The sequence below is a fragment of the Bradyrhizobium sp. RDI18 genome, from assembly GCF_043203335.1.
In the GTDB taxonomy this organism is placed as follows: domain Bacteria; phylum Pseudomonadota; class Alphaproteobacteria; order Rhizobiales; family Xanthobacteraceae; genus Bradyrhizobium; species Bradyrhizobium retamae.
In genome coordinates this window covers 1,158,351-1,177,607 of record NZ_JBICRN010000006.1, presented here as the reverse complement: position 1 = coordinate 1,177,607, position 19,257 = coordinate 1,158,351, and the positions used below count along the sequence as shown (strand labels likewise).

The following is a 19,257-nucleotide window of genomic DNA, read 5'->3' as shown; positions in this document are numbered from 1 at the left end:
GATTCCCCATAAAAATAGGCCCCGGACGGCTTCCGATGCTAAAAACCCCGGAAAAATTGGACGAATCACTGCAACTCGACTAGCGAGATAGTTGTGCAGAATGTCGGAAACCCTGTTTTTTAGGCGTTTTCCGCCATATCGTCGCCTGTGCCAGAATCAATGGAGCAACCATGGCCACCCAAATGTCTAAGTCGCAGCTCATCGAGAAGATCGCGACCACCACCGAAGTTTCGAAGAAAGAGGTCAAGAGCGTGATGGACACGCTCGTTGACGTCGGCCACAAGGAGCTGAAGAAGAACGGGGTGTTCCTCGTTCCCGGCTTCGCGAAGTTCGTCGTGGTGAAGAAGCCGGCGACTAAGGCTCGGAAGGGCACCAACCCCTTCACGGGCGAGGAAATGATGTTCAAGGCCAAGCCGGCCCGCAAGATCGTCCGGGCCCGCCCGGTCAAGGCCGCCAAGGACGCGGTTTAAGAAAAAAGCGAAAAGGCCCCTGGCGACGGGGGCCTTTTTTGTTTCGTGGGGCTGCGTGCCCCGGATGCTGCGCAGCGCGCCGCCCTTTCGGCGTGGTGCGCTGCTGATCCGGGGCCCATGCCGACCGTAGGTCCCGGCTCTGCGGAGCAGCGTTGCACGCTGCACCGCGTCCGGGACACGAGAGGCGGATTAGCAAAAGCAATATTGCCTTACACCACCGGCGACCGCCCGCCATCGACATTGATGGCGGTGCCGGTGATGAACGAGCCCTGATCGGAAGCGAGGAAGCAGGCCAAATTGGCGAATTCCTCCGCTGTGCCGATGCGCCCCAAAGGCGTGCCCTTGGCGAGATTCTTGACAAATACCTCGAAATCCATTTCGGGTGCCTGCGCGGCGTGGCGCTTGACCCATTGATCGCTCATGATCAGGCCGACCAGCATGGCATTCACCAGGATGTTGTGCTCGCCGCCTTCGCTCGCCATCACCTTGGTCAGCGCCATGCCGGCCGCCCGTGAGACCGAGGTCGGCGCCGAGGAGGCCGCGGGCGCCTTGGCGTAGGTGTTGAGCACGTTGATGATGCGACCCCATTTGCGCGCCTTCATGCCCGGCCAGACCAGCCGGCTGAAGCGGATCGCGGCGAATAGTTTGAGGTCGAGATCTTCCTGTCAGGCCTCGTCGGAGATGTTCTCGAACGCCATTGTCCGCGCGGTGCCAGCATTGTTGATGAGGATGTCGACCGGGCCGAGGTCGGCGACAATCCTCTCATGGGCGCTTGCGATGTCCGATGCTTTCGAGACGTCGCAGACATAGTCGCTGATATCAAGGCCCTCCTTGCCGAGCTGTTCACGCGCGGTCTTCAAATCCTGCGCGCCGCGCGCGAGGATCGCGACTTTGGCGCCAGCGCCCGCAAATCGCCGCGCGACCGCGAGCCCGATTCCCTTGCTGCCGCCAGTGACCACCGCAACTCTGTCCTTCATCGTGACTTGCATGTTGTTCTGCCTATGCGTTGAGCCGAATTGGGTCGCGCGAAAATCGTTCGACCGTCGGAAGGAGGGAACAGGGAGATAAACTCTCCGTCCGTTTCAACATTCAAAATTCCATTTTATTGACGAGCCCATTGTTGCCGCGCATCATCGCAGCGTCAACTTCAGCGGAACGAGAGCCGCGAATTCTCGTCGGGACTGAATCAATTTCATCAATTCACGGTGCCCAGGCGGCAGCGCGCTTCCCGCGTTTGCCGCGAGCGTGGTCGCGTGCTTGCAAAGGAGAAGGACAATGTCAGAGGACGGGCAGCACGGCAGAGCAGTGCTGGATCGGCGCACGCTATTGCGTTCCGGCGCCGCTGCAGCGCTGGCGGCGCCGCTCGGCGTGATCGGCGCGCAGGCATTTCCGTTTCGCACCGCAACGCCGGCCATCGACTTCTCGGAATTTCCGATCTGCAGAACGGCGTCCGATGCACCGCCGCTGACAGGGGCGCCGCGCAAGCTGAAGATTTCTTGGAACGCGGGCGCGGTCTGCCTCGCGCCCGTGCCGGTCGCGATCGACTACGGTTTTTTCCAGAAGCAGAATCTCGATATCGAACTCGTCAATTACAGCGGCTCGACCGACCAGCTCCTGGAGGCGATCGCCACCGGCAAGAGCGACGCGGGGCTGGGCATGGCCTTGCGCTGGCTCAAGCCGCTGGAGCAGGGCTTTGACGTCAAGATTGCCGCGGGAACGCATGGCGGCTGCATGCGCGTTCTGACGCGCACCAATTCGGGCGTGGACAAGCTCAGCGATCTCAAGGGCAAGATCGTCGCGGTCGGCGATCTCGCCGGTCCGGACAAGAACTTCTTTTCGATCCAGCTCGCCAAGCTCGGCATCGATCCTAACAAGGACGTCGACTGGCGGCCTTACCCGGGCAACCTGCTCAATCTCGCCGTCGAGAAGGGCGAGGTTCAGGCATTCCTGGCGGCGGACCCGCTCGCCTATCTCTGGCTGAAGGATAGCCAGTACAGGGAGGTCGCCTCCAATCTGGATGGCGAGTACCGCGACAAGAGCTGCTGCATCCTCGGCATTCGCGGCAGCCTGATACGTGAGGAACCCAATGTCGCCCGCGCCGTGACGCGCGCGCTGCTCGATGCTGCAATGTTCACCTCGCAAAATCCGGAGAAGGCCGCAAAGTCGTTCCAGCCCTATGCGCCGAAGACCGCGACGCTGGCCGATCTCGAGGCGATGGCGCGCTATCACACCCACCATCATCATCCCGTCGGCGACGTGCTCAAGCGCGAACTGAAGGGCTACGCCGACGACCTGAAGACCGTTTCCGTCTTCAAGCCAAGCACCGATACGGCAAAATTCGCGGAGAAGATCTATGTCGACCTATTCAGTGTCTGACGGGATCGCCGTCGAGGGCTCGCGCGCAGGATTGATCGGTGATTGGCTGAAAACTTCCGGCACCGGCGTTGCTGCTGCCATTGCCTGGACATCGTTTGGCCTGTCCTGCCTGTGGTGGCCCGATGTCGGCGACTGGTCGCGGACCTATGCGCTTGGGATTGCCGCCTTCGTGGTCGCAACGTTCGCACTGTTCGGCACGCTGAGCGCCGATTTCCTTGGGGCCGCGGGCCCTGCGCTCCGCCGCCGCACGCCATGGCTTGTCGCGCTCGGCCTGTTCCTGACAGTGTGGGAACTCGCGATCGCCAAATTTGCCTGGCTGCCGTTGCCGTTCTTCCCGCCGCCGCAGGCCATTCTCGAAGTCTATACCGACGATCTGCCAAAGCTGCTCGACAGCGTCTTTGCGTCGGTAAAGCTGCAGCTCGGCGGCTATGTCATCGGAGCTACGATCGGATTCGTGACCGGCGTTTCGATCGGGTGGTCGCAAAGCGTCGGATACTGGGTGCACCCGGTGCTGCGTTTTATCGGGCCGCTGCCGGCCACCGCGTGGCTTCCGATCGCCTTTTTCACCTTTCCGTCGAGCTGGAGCGCCAGCACGTTTCTGATCGCGCTGGCGACCGGCTTTCCCGTCACCGTGCTGACCTGGTCCGGCGTCGCGAGCGTGAGCAACGCCTATTACGACGTCGCGCGAACGCTCGGCGCCAAGCCGTCCTTCCTGGTGCTCAAGGTCGCGATACCGGCCGCGCTGCCGCATGTGTTCGTCGGGCTGTTCATGGGGCTCGGCTCTTCGTTCGCCGTGCTCGTGGTGGCGGAGATGATCGGCGTCAAGGCTGGGCTCGGCTGGTACCTGCAATGGGCGCAGGGCTGGGCGGCTTACGCCAACATGTATGCGGCGCTAATCGTGATGTCGCTGTTGTGCTCCGGCGCCATCACGCTGCTATTCAGGACGCGCGACCGCTTGCTGGTCTGGCAGAAGGGGGTCGTCAAATGGTAGCCCAGGCTGTTGCAGAGGCGATCGCCGAACCCGCGGCCGGCGCTTCGCTCGATGTCGAACATGTCAGCCATGCCTTTGACATCGACGGCGTGACACTGCCGGTCCTCGAAGATGTCAATCTGATTATCGAGCCCGGCGAATTCGTCGCGCTGCTCGGACCTTCCGGCTGCGGCAAGTCCACCCTGTTGCGGCTGGTGGCAGGGCTGGAGAAGCCGAAATCCGGCGTCCTGCGGGAAGACGATATCAGCATCAAGGGACCGCATCCTTCGCGCGTGGTGGTGTTTCAGGATCCGACTTTGTTCCCGTGGCGTTCGGTCTGGGACAATGTCGCGCTCGGCCTGGAGGCGCAGGGCATTCTGACGAGCCAGCGGCAACGGGTCGATGCGGCGCTCGATCTCGTCGGCCTGTCGGCGTTCCGCAATGCCTATCCGCATCAGCTATCGGGCGGCATGGCGCAGCGCGTGGCGCTGGCGCGCGCCCTGGTCAACGATCCCAAGATCCTCATCCTCGACGAGCCGCTCGGCAAGCTGGACTCGCTGACGCGCATCACCATGCAGGCCGAGCTTGTCTCGCTCTGGCAGCGCAAGGGCCTGACCGCGCTGCTCGTCACTCATGACGTCGAGGAGGCTTTGTTTCTCTCCAACCGCGTCATTGTGCTCAGCGACCGGCCGGCCCGCATCAAGGCTGATATCCTGGTGGACCGACCTTATCCGCGCCATCGCGGCGATCCTTATCTGGCAGATCTTCGCAGACAAATTCTCGGCCTGCTCGGACTGGACGCCACATGGTGACGGCCTCCAGCCATAGCGCTGCGAGGGAGCCGCAACGGCAGAATGAGCCGGCCCATGTGGTGCGCGCTTTACTTCTCGCCACGCCGTTTGCGGAGCGGGCGCCGGCCCACGACCGCGACGCCAGCTTTCCGTTCCAGAATTTTGCGGATCTGTCGAAGGCTGGCCTGCTGGCGCTGACGGTGCCTTCAGCGCTTGGCGGTGCGGGCGCGGGCGCCGCAGAGGCGGCTCGCATTCTCGGCATCGTCGGCAAGGCCGACCCGTCGACCGCGCTCGTGCTGTCGATGCATTACATCCAGCATCTCGTGATGGCGCGCAGTTCGCGCTGGCCCGTCCGCCTGTCCCGCAAGCTTGCCCGGGAGACGGTCGAGGGCGTCGCCCTGATCAACGCGCTTCGGGTCGAGCCGGAACTCGGATCGCCGGCGCGGGGAGGGCTGCCTGCGACGATCGCCCGCCGAACCGAAACCGGCTGGCGGCTGAGCGGCCACAAGATCTACTCGACCGGCGCACCGGCCCTGAAATGGTATGCGGTCTGGGCCCGAACCGATGAGGCCGAAACGCGCGTCGGACAGTTTCTCGTGCCGGCGGGCCTTCCGGGCACGCGGATCATTGAGACCTGGGATCATCTCGGGCTTCGCGCCAGCGGCAGCCATGACGTCATCTTCGAAGACGTCGTCTTCCCGCTCGACCACGAGATCGACGTTCGCCGGCCGGACGAGTGGCGAGCGCCCGATGTTACCCAGCCGACGGTGCATGCGATTTTCATAGCCGCCATCTACAACGGCATCGCGCATGCGGCCCGCGACTGGCTGGTCGGCTTTCTCCAGGGATCGCGCACCGGCCAATCTCGGCGCGCCTCTGGCGACCTTGCCGCGGGCGCAGGAAGTCCTTGGCGGCATCGAGGCGCGGCTATCGGTGAACGCGCGCCTGATCGGCAGCTTCGCCGATGATTTCGATAACAACCGGCCGCTCACGGCCATCGAGTCCAACGTCATCAAGCTGACGGTGACCAACAACGCCGTCGCGGTCGTTGAGGATGCGCTGTCGCTGTCGGGCAATCATGGTCTGTCGCGAACCAATTCGCTTCAGCGGCATTATCGCGACGTGCTCTGCGGCCGCGTGCATACCCCGCAGGATGACACTGTCAGGATTTCCGCCGGCCGTCTCGCGCTTGGCCTCTGAACCGTCTTTTCCCGTAACTGGAGCTTCGTCATGTCCGTCGAGTTCATCGGCTTTATCTCGAACAACAATTCTTCGGAAACCATCGTGCGGTCCGGCCCGGTCCTCGATGTGAATCACATCGAGACGGTGGCGAAGGCGCATGAGCTTGCCGGTTTCGACCGCGCCTTGCTGGCGTTTCACTCGACCACACCGGACGCGCTGCAGATCGGCCAGCATGTCCTCGGCATCACCAGGAAGCTCAAGGTCATGATAGCGCAGCGGCCGGGCTTTACCGCGCCGACGCTGCTGGCGCGTCAACTCGCGACGCTGGACCAGCTCTCAGGCGGCCGCGTATCGCTTCACGTCATCACCGGCGGGAACGCCGGCGAATTGCGTCAGGATGGCAACACGCTGGACGACAAGGACGAGCGTTACGCGCGAACCAGCGAATTCCTGGACATCGTCCGCGCCGAATGGACCAGTGAAAAACCGTTCGACTACGACGGAGAATATTACAAGGTCGAGAAGGGCTTTTCGCAGGTGAAGCCTTATCAGGCGGGCGGCATCTACACTTTCGTCGGCGGCGGCTCGGATGCGGCCATTGAGGTAGCCGGCAAGCATGCCGATACGTTTGCGCTGTGGGGCGAATCCTATGCGCAGGTGCGCGACGTCACCGCACGCGTGCGGGCCGCCGCCGCCAGACACGGCCGGCCGACGCCGCGCTTCAGCCTGTCGGTGCGGCCGATCCTGGCGGAAACGGAAGAAAAAGGCGTGGGCCAAGACCGACGAGATTCTCGCGCGCGCCACCGCGCTGCAGGACCAGACGGGCTATCGCAAGCCCGTCGATGGTCATGCGACCGGCGGCGCGCGGCGCCTGCTGGCGCTGGCGGAACAGGGCACGCGGATCGACAAGCGGCTGTGGACCGAGATCGCGAAACTGACCGGCGCCAACAGCAACACCACCGCGCTGGTCGGCACACCGGAGCAGGTCGCCGAGGTGTTCGGCGATTATTACGACCTCGGCATCAGCCATTTCCTGATCCGCGGCTTCGATCCCCTGATCGATGCCATCGAATATGGCCGCGAGCTCATTCCGCTGACGCGGCAGCTCATTGCCGAACGCCAGGCGGCGCATGAGGTGGCCGCCCAATGATGCGCGGTGCTCTTGCTGCCGGGCTGTTGCTCGGCTCCGCCGTTCTCGCTTCCGCGCAGACCACGCTTCGCGTGGGCGACCAGAAGGGCAATTCGCAGGCCGTGATGGAGGCGGCGGGCGTGCTCAAGGACGTTCCCTACAAGATCGAGTGGAAGGAGTTTCCTGCGGCCGCCCCGCTGTTGGAAGCGCTCGGCGCAGGTGCCATCGAGACCGGGCTGGTCGGAGATGCGCCCTTCACCTTCGCGGCTGCCGCCAACGTGCCGGTGAAAGCGATCGCTGCTGTCAGGCAGTCGCGGGAGGGGCTCGCGGTGCTCGTGCCGGAGCAGTCGAAGATCAAGAGTTTCGACGATCTGCGCGGCAAGAAGATTGCAACCGGCCGCGGTTCGATCGGCCACCAGTTGATCCTCGCCGCGCTGGAGGCGAGGGGATGGAAGCCTGACGATGTGCAGATCGCTTTCCTCGCGCCGTCGGATGCCAAGATCGCCTACACCCAGGGTTCGGTCGACGCATGGTCGACCTGGGAGCCTTATGTGAGCCAGGAAGAGGTGCTGTTCAAATCGCGCCGCGTCATCACGGCGGAGGGCCTCACGCCGGGATTAGGCTTCCAGGTGGCAACGCCCACGGCGATCAGGGACAAGCGTCCCGAGCTCGAAGATTTCGTGCGCCGTCTGGCCGCAGCGCGGGCGTGGTCGGCCGGCAACGTGAGCAGCTACGCCGAGACCTGGGGCAAGCTCATGAATATTCCAACTGCGGTGCCGCTCAACTGGCTGGCGCGGGCGAAGATCCGGATTACGCCGATCGACGACGGCGTCGTTGCGGATGAGCAGAAGACCATCGATCTCTATTTCCGCTCGGGGCTGATCAAGCAGAACCTCAACGCGGCCGACATCGTCGACCGGTCGTTTTCGGAAGCCATCGGCAAGGGGGCGGGCCTGTAACGCGCCGCCCGCGCGTGATGACGGACGCGTGAGGTCTGAAAATTACTGTCCGGTCCGGCCGGCGCTTCGGACAAGGATTTTTCCCTTTCCTCGTCACCGGCAATGACAATGTTGCTATTTTCGAGCGCGCCTTGTGGGAGTCGGCGGCCGCGCCAAGATCAAGCAGAACAACAATGGAGTCCAGGAGACCACCATGGGCCTGCAGCAAGCAAAACTCGAATCGCTTCCCTTCGTCACCGCCGAGCTGAACTATCTCGCGCCGACGCCGGGAAAGCCCCGCACCTACGCCTTCGATCCGCCGCCGGGCGAAGCCAAATCCACCGCGCTGCCCGAACCGCACAACGTCCCGATCTTCGACGCGCGCCTGATCGCCGCAAACCTTTCGCTCGACCGCGAAGGTTTTGCGCTGGTCCGCCATCCCACCATCGTCAGGAATTTCTATGACGATAAGGAAGTGAGGAACGTCTACTATCCCGCCGTGGAAGCCTTCCTGAAGGCGACGCTCAAAGCCGACCGCGTCTTCATCTTCGACCACACCGTGCGCAAGCGCGTGGAGGGCGCCGCCGATATCAGGGGCGCTGGCCCACGCCAGCCGGCTACGCGCGTCCATGTCGACCAGACCGATAAATCAGGCGCCAACCGCGTGCGCGAACATCTGCCGGATGAGGCTGACGAGCTTCTGAAGGGACGGGTGCAGGTCATCAACGTCTGGCGGCCGATCCGCGGTCCGTTGCGCGATACGCCGCTGGCGATGTGCGACGGCCAGACGGTCGAGCCGGGCGATCTCGTCGCTTCCGACCTGATCTATCCGAACCGCAGCGGCGAAACCTATTCGGTAAAATACAATCCGAACCATCGCTGGTACTACATTCCGGAAATGCGGACCGACGAGGCGTTGCTGTTGAAGTGCTACGATTCCGTAACCGACGGCCGCACGCGGTTCGGGCCGCATACCGCCTTCATCGACCCGACCACGCCGGCCGATGCGCCGCCGCGCGAGAGCATCGAACTGCGAACGCTGGTGTTCCACAGGAACTGATCGCTGCGAGCGGGCGGATTCGCGTTCTCAACATATTGGTGCTACCTCGCCCCGAAACAGTATTGGGGCGAGACGGCTCATGGACGACGGCAAGGCCGACGGTGCGGATGTCAATTTCCGCGCCCTGATTTTTGCGCTGCTGGCGCTGGCCTGCGGTCACATGCTGTCGACGCTGCTGCGAACCATTCCGGCCATCAGCCTCGACGTGATGGCGGCCGATTTCAAAACGCCCTCGCAGACGCTGGCGAGCCTTACCTCGATCTATCATTTTGCCTTTGCCGCCTCGCAGATTCCGGTCGGCGCAGCGATGGATCGCTTTGGCGTGCGGCCGGTGTCGCTCAGTCTGCTGGCGGGAACCATCGTCGGCGCGCTGGCGTCGGGTCTGGCCACCGGGCCGGAGGGCTTCCTGTTCGGCCAATTCCTGCTCGGGGTCGCCACCTCGGGTATGCTGATGTGCCCGATGACGCTGGCGGCGAAACAGATGTCGGCGGCGCGCTTCGGCCTGTGGTCCGGCATCATTCTCTCGATCGGCAATATCGGCATGCTGCTGTCGTCGAGCCCGCTGGCCTTGGTCGTCGAGCAGTGGGGATGGCGGGCCGGATTCTGGATCTCCGCCGGCTTCGGAGCGGTGGTGGCGGTGGCGGTGTTCGCGCTGGTGCCGAAGCAACCGGCCGCGCATGCCGACGACTCCTCGCCATTATCGCAAATGGCCGAGGTGCTGCGCATCGGCCTGTCGCGACCACTGCGCGGCCTGATCGCGCTGTCGCTGGTCTCGCTGGCCGCCTCGCTGGTGTTGCGCGGATTGTGGGGCGGACCGTGGCTGATGGAGGTCAAGGGGCTTGGCCGCATCGAGGCCGGCAACGCGCTCGGCCTGTTCACGCTCGCGTTGATCGTTGGTCCCCTCCTGATCGGGATCCTCGATCGCAATATCGGCCACCGCCGCGAAGTGCTGGCCGCCGCCCATTGCTTCGTAGCCGTGTTGCTCGCGCTGATGGCGGCGGGCGCGCCGTATTATCCGCTTTCGGAACTGTTCGGGATGACGGCGATGCCGCCGCGACTTGACACCGTGCTGCTGGTCATGATCGGCATCGCGATATCGGCTCAGCCGCTGCTCTTCGGCATGACGCGGCAATTGGCCGGCGCGCAGAACGCCGGCAAGGCGCTCTCCGCCGTCAACCTCGCGTTCTTCCTCGGCGCCGCGCTGATGCAATCGGCAACCGGCGTGGTAGCGGCGGTGCTGGGCCTGCCCGCGGTGCTGCTGTTCATGGCGGCGGCCTTGATCGTGGGGACGGTGGTGTTTTTGCTGTACACCTAGGATGGGTGGAGCGGAAGCGATACCCATCAATGCCAGCCTCCCGTGTTGTGATGGGTTTCGCAAGGGCTCAACCCGTCCTACACTCTGATGCTGAACAACTGACAACGGGTAACAATGTCCGCCAGGATCGATCCCATCACGCGCTCCGTCGTCCAGCACCGCCTCAGCTCGATCGTGAAGGAGATGGGCGAGGCGATGCTTCGCACCTCCTATTCGCAGATCCTCAATTCCAGCCGCGATTTTTCGCTGGCGATCTGCGACACAAGCGGGCGACTGATCGCGCAGGCCGATCACCTGCCGGTTCATGTCGGCGCGCTGCCATGGGCGACGCTCGCGGTCGAAGAGCGCTTCAAGGACGTTAAACCCGGCGACGTGATCCTGCTCAACGATCCCTATTATGGCGGCAGCCATCTGCCTGATTTGACCGCCTTCGTGCCGGTGTTCGACGGCGAGCGGCGGCTGCTCTGGACCATCGTGCGTGCGCACCAGAGCGACATCGGCGGCGCCACCCACGGCGCTTATAACCCCGCTGCGACCGAGATCTATCAGGAAGGGCTGCGCGTTCCGCCAATCAAGCTCTATGAAGCGGGCAAGCTCCGCGACGATCTGCTTGACCTGCTGGCGCTGAACATTCGCAACCCCAGAGAATTCCGCGGCGATCTCGCGGCCATGCTCGGCGCGGCGCATCTCGGCGAGCGGCGGCTGTCGCGACTGTTCGCAGAGTTCGGCGCGCCGGTGGTCGAGGCCGCCGTCGAGGCGATCCTCGACGCCACCGAGCAGCAGACCCGCGCGGTGGTCTCGACCTGGAAGGACGGCGTGTTTTACGGCGAGGCGTTTCTCGACGACGACGGCCATGGCCGTACCGATATCCGCATAGCCGCCAAGGTCACCAAGAACGGCAGCGACGTCGAGGTCGATCTCTCCGACTCGGATCTGCAATCGACCAGCTTTGTGAACTCCTCGCACGCCAACATGCAGGCCGCGGTCGCGATGGCCTTTGCCTATCTGATCGATGCGGAAATCCCCAAGAACACCGGCGCGCTGCGTCCGCTGAAGGTAATTGCGAAACAGGGCACCGTGGTGTGGGCCGATCCGGGCCGGCCGGTGACGCTGTGCACCAGCCATCCCTCGAATGAAATCGTCGAGGCCATCGTGAAAGCCCTGTCGGCATCCTGCCCCGAGCGCGCGATGGCGGGCTGGAGCAGGCGCTTTCGCATCGCGATCCAGGGCGAGGACCCACGCACGGGAAAGAATTTCATCTGGCACCTGTTCCAGGCGCGGCCCGGCGGCGGCGCGTCGTCCGGCGGCGACGGCTGGTCGTCGATCGGCGAGTGGCACTCGGTCGGCGGGCTGAAGTTCGGCAGCCTGGAGGTGGCCGAAGTGCGCTTTCCCCTGCATTTCCGCACATGAATTCCGTCCGGGCTCCGGCGGCGATGGCCAGCATCGCGGCGGCCTTGGCGTGTCGCTCGACCTGGTGCTGGAGACGGAGAAGCCTGCGAAAGGCAACACCGCCGGCGACGGCGCGCGACACGGTCCGTGTGGCATGCTCGGCGGTGAGGACGGCAAGCCGCACCATTATCGTTTGCTGTCCGAAGGGCGCGAGCCGCGCGTGTTGCGCACCAAGGAGGTCGGTATCGAGCTTCGTCCCGGCGATTGCCTGGAAATCCGCTCTTCGGGCGGCGGCGGGTGGGGGCCGCCTGCGAAACGATCGGCGGAGGCGCGGCGGCGCGACCGCGAGCAGGGCTTCACCGAAGTCCCGGCGGAGCGGGCGTCCTCATGATGTTCAGGATAGGCGTTGACGTCGGCGGGACCTACACCGATCTCGTGGCGACTGACGAGACCGGCCGCACCGTGTTTGCAAAATCGCCGTCGACCCCGGCGGATCAGTCGATTGGCGTGATGGCAGGGCTGGAAGAATTGGCGCGGCGGCTGAACGTCACGCGCTCGGACATGCTCGCGGCGACCGATCGCCTCGTGCACGGCACGACGGTCGCGACCAATGCGCTGCTGGAGCGCAAGGGCGCAAAAGTGGCGCTGATCACCACCGAAGGTCATCGCGACGTCATCGAGATGCGCGAAGGCCTGAAACCCGACCGCTACGATTTGCGCTCACCGCCGCCGGCGCCGCTGGTGCCGCGCGATTTGCGTTTCGGTGTCAAGGAGCGGCTCAAGGCCGACGGCAGTGTCCTTATTCCGCTCGACCCAAAGTCGCTCGACGATGCCATTGCCGGCATCGGGCAATCGGGCGCGACCTCGGTCGCGGTGTGCTTTATGCATTCCTATCTCAACCCGGTTCACGAACTTGCCGCCGTCGAGCGCTTGAGGCAGGCGCTGCCGGACATCAGCATCTCGCGCTCCAGCGACGTGCTGCCGCAGATCAAGGAATATGAACGGGTCTCGACCACGATCGTGAACGCCTATGTCGAGCCGATCGTGCGGCGCTATCTGACCAATCTCGAAGCGCGGCTCGGCGAGGCCGGCTTCAAGGGCAGTCTCTTCGTGGTGCTGTCGCATGGCGGCATGGCGCCGGTCGAGGAAGCTTCGCGCCTTGCCGCGGGGACGGTGCTGTCAGGCCCCGCGGGCGGCATGTCCGGCGGACGGCGCTGTTCTGAATTGGTCGACATTCCCGATCTGGTGCCGTTCGACATGGGCGGCACCTCCACCGATATCTCGCTGATTTCTGGGGGACAGGTCTCGCTCTCCGCCGACGGCATGCTGGCCGGCCAGCGCATCGCGCTGCGCAGCCTCGATATCGCGAGCATCGCCGCGGGCGGCGGCTCGATCGCGAGCGTCGACGCCAGCCGCACCCTGCGGGTCGGGCCCGAAAGCGCGGGCTCGGTACCGGGCCCGGCCTGTTACGGCAATGGCGGCGAGGCCGCGACCGTCACCGACGCCAATGTCGTGCTCGGCTATCTCGACGCCGCAGCCTTCATGGGCGGCAAGCGCCCGCTCGACCGCGCGGCGTCGGAAGCAGCCGTCGACCGCATCGCGGCCGCGATGGAGCTGTCGCGCGTCGAGGCCGCCGCCGGCATCTACCGCATGATCAATCTGAACATGGCCGACGGCATCCGCCTGATGACGCTGCGCCGCGGCGTCGATCCGCGAAAATTTGCGCTGTTGAGCTTCGGCGGCGCGGCGGGCCTGCACGCGGCGGAGGTCGCGCGCGAACTCGAAATCAAGCGCATCATCGTGCCGACGGTGGCGTCCGTGCTGTCGGCCTGGGGCATGCTGACCAGCGATCTCCGCTACGAAGTCAGCCGCACGCATTATGGCGCCGGCGCGCACATTTCGGCGGATGAAGTGCGCGCGCTGTTTGCCGGGCTGGAGCAGCAGGCCGCCGGCCGGCTTCGCTCATGGTTCAACGGTCCAGTGTCGATCGAGCGCTCCGCAGAGATGCGCTACGGCGAGCAGATCTTCGAGATCGACGTCTCGCTCGACGGCCTCGACTGGAACGCGCCCAATCTCGTGGACCAGATCGAAGATCGTTTCCATGTCAGGCACGAGGAGCTCTACACCTATGCCTCGCGCGGTCAGGAAGTCGTGTTCGTCAATGCGCGCGTCGCGGCGGTGGGCGAAGTCCAACACCAAGACGAGGGCGGCCGCGAAGCCGCATCATCCAGCGCTTGCTCGCCGCGCAGCAAACGGCAGGCCTTCTTCGGCGGCTGGCGCGAAGTCCCGGTCTACGCGCTCGACGAGCTGCGCGCCGGCCACACGCTGACGGGACCTGCGATCATCGAAGCCGAGACCACGACCGTGCTGGTCGACACGGGGGACCGCGTGACGGTGAACGCCCTGGGCTGGCTGGATATCGCGCTACGCTGACACCGGGATGGGTATCGCTTTCGCTCCACCCATCCTACAGACTCAATCGGTGCATTTACCGGTTGCGGCCCCTACACGGCCAATCTCGACCACGTATACGGCCGAGACCCAACTCGTTCGCCAGCCACAACGGAACCGTTGCCTCTTGAGGCCCCTCGCGTATCACGGGCACTACGGGCCCGCCGCATGGATCGACCCGGTCGTCCTCCGGGCGGTAACGATATCGTGGAACGATATTGTAATCCCAGTAGGGAGCTGGCCTTACGACGGGCACCCTGATGATGGGCCTTTCCCGTGGTTCACGAACGACTTGGGCCGTCTGCGCATGCGCTGCGGTACCAAACGTGGCCAGGTTACCCAGGACCAGGGCCGTTCCCAAAGCTACGATTGTTATCCTCATGCCTCGACCTCCTTGCCACACACTGCTTAGACGGAACTCGGATATCCAGCGATGTTCGAATTCGTGCCACTGCTGAGCGGTATATCGGACATCAAACACGCCTGAACCGCAACGTCTCATTTTATGAAGACTGGCGACCCATTTGGTGTGGCAATGCGGCGCCGCCAACATTTCATTTTAACAACCTGAACTCCCGCGCTATCATCGTCATCGCTGGGTGGCGTCACGAGCTCTGAACAGCTCGGGTTCGAGGGCCGCGTTGATGAAAACAAGAATAAAATGGCTGTCACCAGCCTTCTTCGCATTGTTCTTGGCATCGATACTGGCCGCCCCGCAGCCAACGCGCTCTGCCGGCGTGACTGATACCGAAATCCGCATCGGCAACATCATGCCCTACACCGGCCCGCTTGCCGCGTTCGCTTCGATCGGCAGGGCCGAGGCCGCCTATTTCGATATGATCAACGAGCGCGGCGGCATCAACGGGCGCAAGATCAGGTTCATCTCCCGCGACGACAGCTCAAATCCGAGAACGGCGGTCGAGCAGACCCGCGAGCTGGTCGAGCAGGAGCGCGTGCACTTGATGTTCGGGTCGTTCGGCACGCCGACCAATCTGGCGACGCGAACCTATCTCAACGAGCGGAATATCCCGCAGCTCTTCGTCGCCTCCGGCGACGAGGAGTGGGCGCATCCGAAGCGGTTTCCCTGGACGATGGGCTGGCAGCCGACGTTCCGATCCGAAGGCCGGATCTACGCCAATTACATCCAGGCCGCCTATCCAAGTAGGAAGATCGCCGTGCTCTGGCAGAACGATCAGTTCGGCCGCGATCTGTTCCGGGGATTGCAGGAGGGGCTCGGCATCACCGCCAACATGATCGTGGCCGATATCGCCATCGATGCGGATATGTCGATCGATGCCCAGGTCGACATTCTCAAGAACTCGGGCGCCGAAGTGCTGGTGCTCAATTGCGCGCCGCCGATCTCGGCGCGCGCCATCCGTAAAGCCGCTGAGCAGGGCTGGTATCCGGTGCTGGTGCTGGTCAATGCGGCGGCCTCGATCGCCAATGCGCTGCGGCCGGCGGGCCTGCAGAACTCCGTCGGCGTGATCTCCACCTCGTACCTGAAGGATGCCGGCGACGCCACTTGGAAGGAAGACCCTGCCATCAAGGAGTGGCTCGCCTTCATGGACAAGTACTATCCTGACGGCGACAAGGATGACAGCAATGCCATCTTCGGCTACGCAGCGGCCGAAACGCTGGTCCAGGTATTGACCCAGTGCGGCGACGACCTGTCGCGCGAGAACATCATGCGGCAGGCGGCGTCCTTAAGGAACTACCAGAGCACGGTCGCATTCCCGGGAATAGCGATCAACACCAGCCCGACCGACTTCCATCCGATCGAGCAGATGCGCCTGGTGCAGTTCGACGGCAACGCCTGGCAGCCGATCGGCGATGTGATCGAGAGCGCGTTTCTGGGCGCACCGGGCGATAAGTGAGCGACGACCATGTAGGATGGGAGGAGCGAAGCGATACCCATCAGTGTCTTGCGCAGTGGTCGATGGGTATCGCTGCGCTCCACCCATCCTACGCGGTATCGGCCACTACTTCTTCTGCCCGTAATTCAACAGCCCGCCCTTGCTCTTCGGCGGATGGGCGCGCAGACCTTCCTCGTTGGGCTCGGTGCCCCAGCCGGGACGGTCCGGCATCACCAGGTGGCCGTCGACGATCTCGGGCACGTGGGTGAACAGTTCATGGTCCCACGCCAGGCGATCGATGTCGGTTTCCATGATGCGCAAGTTCGGCACCGCGGCGGAAAAGTGCGCGTTCTGCATGGTGCAGAGATGGCCGTAGAAATTATGAGGGGCGACGTTGACCTCGAAATGCTCGGCGGCTGCGGCGATCTTCATCGATTGCCACACCCCGTTCCACGGCGTGTCGACGATGGCGACATCCATCGCCTGTTCGTTGAAATAGGGCAGGAACTCGCGCAGGCCCAACAGCGTCTCGCAGGATGACACCGGATGCGGGCTCTGGCGGCGGATGTAGCCCAGCGCCTGCGGGTTGAAGGTATCGATCTCCACCCAGAACAGATCCATTTCCTTGATGGCGCGGAGTATCTTTAAGTAACCTTCCGTCTTGGCGTTGAAGTTGAGGTCGAGCAGCAGATCGACATCAGGACCCGCGCCGTCGCGGATCGCTTCGAGATGCATGCAGAGGTTTCGCAGCACTTTGCGATCGATATTGATCTCGGGCTCGAACGGCGAGCCGAAGCCGGGACGCCAGCCCTGCGGCTTGCCATCGGTATAGACGAAAATGTTGGTCTTCATCGCGGTGAAGCCTTTTTCGCGTACCTCGTTGCCAATCGATTTGACGCCGTCGAGGCTGGTGATAGCCGGCTTGAACCAATCAGGATGGTTGATGCGCCAGGTCGCGCAGTGCGACCAGTAGACCCGGATGCGGTCGCGGATCTTGCCGCCGAGCAGTTCGTAGCAGGGCACGCCGAGCGCCTTGGCCTTGACGTCGAGCAACGCGTTCTCGAGAGCCCCAAGCGCCAGCGCCACCACGCCGCCGGCGGCCGGCCGCGTCGCGGCGAACAGTTCGGCGTAGATCCGCTCGTGCTGGAACGCGTTCTTGCCGACGACGCGCGCGCCGAGCCGCTCGATCGCCGCCGTCACGCCGGGCGCGCCAAAACCCTCGTCGTACTCGCTCCAGCCGACGATGCCGTCCTCGGTCATGATCTTGACGAAGTGGTAGTTCCGCCATCCGGCGTCGCAGGCGAGCGTTTCGACGCTTCTAACGGTGGTGGCTTTTTTCATGATTTCCTGCCCCGGGCTTGTTGTTGTGGTTGGCTGATAACAACAATGGATCGGCGGGATCGTCAATTGCAGGGCAGCGCATGAGGCATGGCATGGCCTGCATGGTTCGCCCGGCGATGCGAAGCATCGTCCGGAGACGCGCCCGAAGGGGCCGGCTCAGCAAACCTACGGAGCAAATAGCGTCGGCTTCCGCCGCTCGAACACCTGCCGGCCGTTCTTGAAGCCCATCAGCACATCAGGCAATTCCGCAACCGCGTTTATCCCGCTGTCGGTATCGAGAATGATCAGGTCTGCCGGATTGCCCACCGCGACGCCGTAGTCGCGCAGGTTCATCAGCCGTGCCGGCAGCTCGGTCACGAGATCGAGGCAGGCGTCGAAATCGCTGATCCCGGCATGCGCGACATTGGCGTAGAAATTCGCCATCCGCAGCAGCGAGGCGTCGCCGAACGGCGTGAAGGGATTGAGCACATTGTTGGTCGCGACCGAACAGAGAACGCCATCTTCAACCAACTTGTGCGCCACCGTCAGCCCGCGCGGCGCGTTGTGCGTGGCGTCGCGGCCCATCAGATAGAGATCGGTCGCGGGCAGCACGGTGACGGCGACGCCGGATTTGGCCAGCCGCGCCGCTGCCGCCTTCAGCCGGTCCGGCGGCAGCGCCGATAGCTTGGTGGCGTGACCGATCGCGACGCGGCCCTGATAGTTGCGCCGCTCGGTCTGCCTGCAGACCTCGTCGAGATGCCACCAGGACGGATCGAGATCGAAGTCGAGGTGCAGGTCGACATCGACATCGAATTTTTGTGCCAAGTCGAAAATCTTTTCGAGATGTGCGTTCGGATCGGTGTCCATATAGGGGCAGCCGCCGATCACCTCACCGCCGTCGCGCAAGGCCGCAATGAGCAGTTCCTCGGCGCCGGGATCGTTGGTCAGGCCCTCCTGCGGAAACACGCAGATCGAAAGATCGAGCGCCCAGGCATAATCGCGCTTGAGCGCTTTCACCGCCTCAAAACCGCGCAAGCCGATCCGCGGATCGATTTCGACATGGGTACGCATCCGCGTGGTGCCATGCACGATGGCGCGCTCGATCACGCGCGCGCCGCGGGCATAGACGTCTTCCACCGTGAAATCGTGCTTCATCGCAGCGACCGCGGCGATGGCTTCGCTGACGCTGCCATGATTGTGCGCGCAGCGGCCGAGCAGGCAGGCCTTGTCGAGATGGATGTGGGTGTCGACGAAGCCGGGCAGGGCCAATCTGCCGTCGACCTCGATCTCGGCCGCTTCGCAGGCAAGCCGGGGTTCGATGGCCGCGATACGCCCGCCGGCGATGCCGATATCGACAGGCGTCGCCGAGGTTCGCGTCCTGGCGTTGCGGAAGATCAGGTCAAAGGCGGTTTTGGTGTTCATCAGGCGTCGGGCTGGAGAAGGTCTCAACCTATCGGAAGCGGGGGCGACGGGCAGCTCCAGATTGTGTGCAATTGGAATGCTGAACTGTTCAAAATATGTGCATGCAGTTTGTGGGCTGGACGGTAGTATCCCAGGCCATCAGGAGAAGCCGCCATGTCTGTTGCCGCGAAAGCCGAAGTGAAGGGAATGTCCGACGCCGAGCTGGTCAAAGCCTATCTCACGGCATCGATGATCCCGGATCCCGATGCGGCCGCGGCCTACATGAAGCCGGGCACGATCATCACCTTCACCGGCGGCCGCGAGTTCGACCATCCCCGCGGGCCGACCGGCTTCAACGCGCGGCGCTATCGCTGGGTCAAGAAGAAGATGGACCGCTTCGACGTCTGCCCGGGCGCCGAGGAGACCGTCGTCTACAGCATCGGCACGCTCTACGGCGAATGGCTCGACGGCACGCCGTTCAAGGGCAATCGCTATGTCGACCGCTTCGTGGTCAGGGGTGGGCTGATCGTGAAGATGGACGTCTGGAACGACAGCGCCGAACGGATTTTGGTGCAGATGGGGATTGAGGCGTGACCGGTGCAGCCTTCGTCA

Annotated in this window: 12 protein-coding genes and 4 pseudogenes; 13 read left to right on the top strand and 3 right to left on the bottom strand. The window is 63.8% G+C overall.

Features of this window, described 5'->3' with window-relative positions:
• Window positions 1–170: 170 nt before the first annotated feature.
• The gene (locus ACFXS9_RS06665) at window positions 171–470 is read left to right on the top strand and encodes an HU family DNA-binding protein (protein WP_057843247.1); all 300 of its coding nucleotides are present in this window, start codon (window positions 171–173) and stop codon (window positions 468–470) included.
• A gap of 209 nt (window positions 471–679) precedes the next feature.
• Here ACFXS9_RS06665 and ACFXS9_RS06660 read toward each other — a convergent pair.
• Window positions 680–1,447: pseudogene (locus ACFXS9_RS06660) on the bottom strand (SDR family oxidoreductase).
• 298 nt (window positions 1,448–1,745) lie between these two features.
• On the opposite strand from ACFXS9_RS06660, the gene ACFXS9_RS06655 reads away from it, so the two are divergent.
• The 11 genes and pseudogenes from ACFXS9_RS06655 (at window position 1,746) to ACFXS9_RS06605 (ending at window position 15,945) form a co-directional block, all read left to right on the top strand.
• A complete protein-coding gene (locus ACFXS9_RS06655) occupies window positions 1,746–2,846 on the top strand; it encodes an ABC transporter substrate-binding protein (protein ID WP_392686406.1) in 1,101 nt (366 codons plus the stop codon).
• Window positions 2,824–3,837, top strand: a complete 1,014-nt coding sequence (locus ACFXS9_RS06650; protein WP_392686403.1) for an ABC transporter permease — start codon at window positions 2,824–2,826, stop codon at window positions 3,835–3,837. The genes ACFXS9_RS06655 and ACFXS9_RS06650 overlap by 23 nt, the downstream gene beginning before the upstream one ends.
• Window positions 3,831–4,628 carry an ABC transporter ATP-binding protein gene (locus ACFXS9_RS06645; RefSeq protein ID WP_392686400.1) on the top strand — a complete coding sequence of 266 codons (798 nt, stop codon included), beginning with the start codon at window positions 3,831–3,833 and terminating at the stop codon, window positions 4,626–4,628. The genes ACFXS9_RS06650 and ACFXS9_RS06645 overlap by 7 nt, the downstream gene beginning before the upstream one ends.
• Window positions 4,622–5,807, top strand: a pseudogene (locus ACFXS9_RS06640) (acyl-CoA dehydrogenase family protein). Before ACFXS9_RS06645 ends, ACFXS9_RS06640 begins: the two are co-directional and overlap by 7 nt.
• A gap of 30 nt (window positions 5,808–5,837) precedes the next feature.
• A pseudogene (locus ACFXS9_RS06635) lies at window positions 5,838–6,939 on the top strand (LLM class flavin-dependent oxidoreductase).
• Window positions 6,936–7,877, top strand: a complete 942-nt coding sequence (locus ACFXS9_RS06630) for an ABC transporter substrate-binding protein (RefSeq protein WP_392686397.1) — start codon at window positions 6,936–6,938, stop codon at window positions 7,875–7,877. The pseudogene ACFXS9_RS06635 and the gene ACFXS9_RS06630 overlap by 4 nt, the downstream one beginning before the upstream one ends.
• Window positions 7,878–8,070: 193 nt before the next feature.
• Window positions 8,071–8,916 carry a CmcJ/NvfI family oxidoreductase gene (locus tag ACFXS9_RS06625; protein WP_392687311.1) on the top strand — a complete coding sequence of 282 codons (846 nt, stop codon included), beginning with the start codon at window positions 8,071–8,073 and terminating at the stop codon, window positions 8,914–8,916.
• A 79-nt stretch (window positions 8,917–8,995) separates the two neighbouring features.
• The gene (locus tag ACFXS9_RS06620) at window positions 8,996–10,231 is read left to right on the top strand and encodes an MFS transporter (RefSeq protein WP_392686395.1); all 1,236 of its coding nucleotides are present in this window, start codon (window positions 8,996–8,998) and stop codon (window positions 10,229–10,231) included.
• Window positions 10,232–10,345: 114 nt separating this feature from the next.
• Window positions 10,346–12,011 (top strand): annotated as a pseudogene (locus ACFXS9_RS06615) (hydantoinase B/oxoprolinase family protein).
• The gene (locus tag ACFXS9_RS06610; protein WP_392686392.1) at window positions 12,008–14,053 is read left to right on the top strand and encodes a hydantoinase/oxoprolinase family protein; all 2,046 of its coding nucleotides are present in this window, start codon (window positions 12,008–12,010) and stop codon (window positions 14,051–14,053) included. Before ACFXS9_RS06615 ends, ACFXS9_RS06610 begins: the two are co-directional and overlap by 4 nt.
• 662 nt (window positions 14,054–14,715) lie before the next feature.
• Complete coding sequence (locus tag ACFXS9_RS06605; RefSeq protein ID WP_392686389.1) at window positions 14,716–15,945, top strand: ABC transporter substrate-binding protein; 1,230 nt, start codon at window positions 14,716–14,718, stop codon at window positions 15,943–15,945.
• Between the two features lie 105 nt (window positions 15,946–16,050).
• Here ACFXS9_RS06605 and ACFXS9_RS06600 read toward each other — a convergent pair whose 3' ends face one another.
• On the bottom strand, window positions 16,051–17,265 hold the full coding sequence (locus ACFXS9_RS06600; protein WP_392686386.1) for a mandelate racemase/muconate lactonizing enzyme family protein: 1,215 nt from the start codon (window positions 17,263–17,265) through the stop codon (window positions 16,051–16,053).
• A gap of 165 nt (window positions 17,266–17,430) precedes the next feature.
• Complete coding sequence (locus ACFXS9_RS06595) at window positions 17,431–18,666, bottom strand: amidohydrolase family protein (RefSeq protein WP_392686383.1); 1,236 nt, start codon at window positions 18,664–18,666, stop codon at window positions 17,431–17,433.
• A 153-nt stretch (window positions 18,667–18,819) separates the two neighbouring features.
• Here ACFXS9_RS06595 and ACFXS9_RS06590 point away from each other — a divergent pair, with 153 nt between their 5' ends.
• Window positions 18,820–19,239, top strand: coding sequence for a nuclear transport factor 2 family protein (locus ACFXS9_RS06590; RefSeq protein WP_392686380.1), 420 nt, complete (start codon window positions 18,820–18,822; stop codon window positions 19,237–19,239).
• Window positions 19,240–19,257: the final 18 nt, after the last annotated feature.

Excerpts from the sequence above, each read along its gene's own strand:
- ACFXS9_RS06665 (WP_057843247.1), top strand. The coding sequence starts at position 171 with ATGGCCACCCAAATGTCTAAGTCGCAGCTCATCGAGAAGATCGCGACC.
- ACFXS9_RS06655 (WP_392686406.1), top strand. The coding sequence starts at position 1,746 with ATGTCAGAGGACGGGCAGCACGGCAGAGCAGTGCTGGATCGGCGCACG.
- ACFXS9_RS06650 (WP_392686403.1), top strand. The coding sequence starts at position 2,824 with ATGTCGACCTATTCAGTGTCTGACGGGATCGCCGTCGAGGGCTCGCGC.
- ACFXS9_RS06645 (WP_392686400.1), top strand. The coding sequence starts at position 3,831 with ATGGTAGCCCAGGCTGTTGCAGAGGCGATCGCCGAACCCGCGGCCGGC.
- ACFXS9_RS06630 (WP_392686397.1), top strand. The coding sequence starts at position 6,936 with ATGATGCGCGGTGCTCTTGCTGCCGGGCTGTTGCTCGGCTCCGCCGTT.
- ACFXS9_RS06625 (WP_392687311.1), top strand. The coding sequence starts at position 8,071 with ATGGGCCTGCAGCAAGCAAAACTCGAATCGCTTCCCTTCGTCACCGCC.
- ACFXS9_RS06620 (WP_392686395.1), top strand. The coding sequence starts at position 8,996 with ATGGACGACGGCAAGGCCGACGGTGCGGATGTCAATTTCCGCGCCCTG.
- ACFXS9_RS06610 (WP_392686392.1), top strand. The coding sequence starts at position 12,008 with ATGATGTTCAGGATAGGCGTTGACGTCGGCGGGACCTACACCGATCTC.
- ACFXS9_RS06605 (WP_392686389.1), top strand. The coding sequence starts at position 14,716 with ATGAAAACAAGAATAAAATGGCTGTCACCAGCCTTCTTCGCATTGTTC.
- ACFXS9_RS06600 (WP_392686386.1), bottom strand. The coding sequence starts at position 17,265 with ATGAAAAAAGCCACCACCGTTAGAAGCGTCGAAACGCTCGCCTGCGAC.
- ACFXS9_RS06595 (WP_392686383.1), bottom strand. The coding sequence starts at position 18,666 with ATGAACACCAAAACCGCCTTTGACCTGATCTTCCGCAACGCCAGGACG.
- ACFXS9_RS06590 (WP_392686380.1), top strand. The coding sequence starts at position 18,820 with ATGTCTGTTGCCGCGAAAGCCGAAGTGAAGGGAATGTCCGACGCCGAG.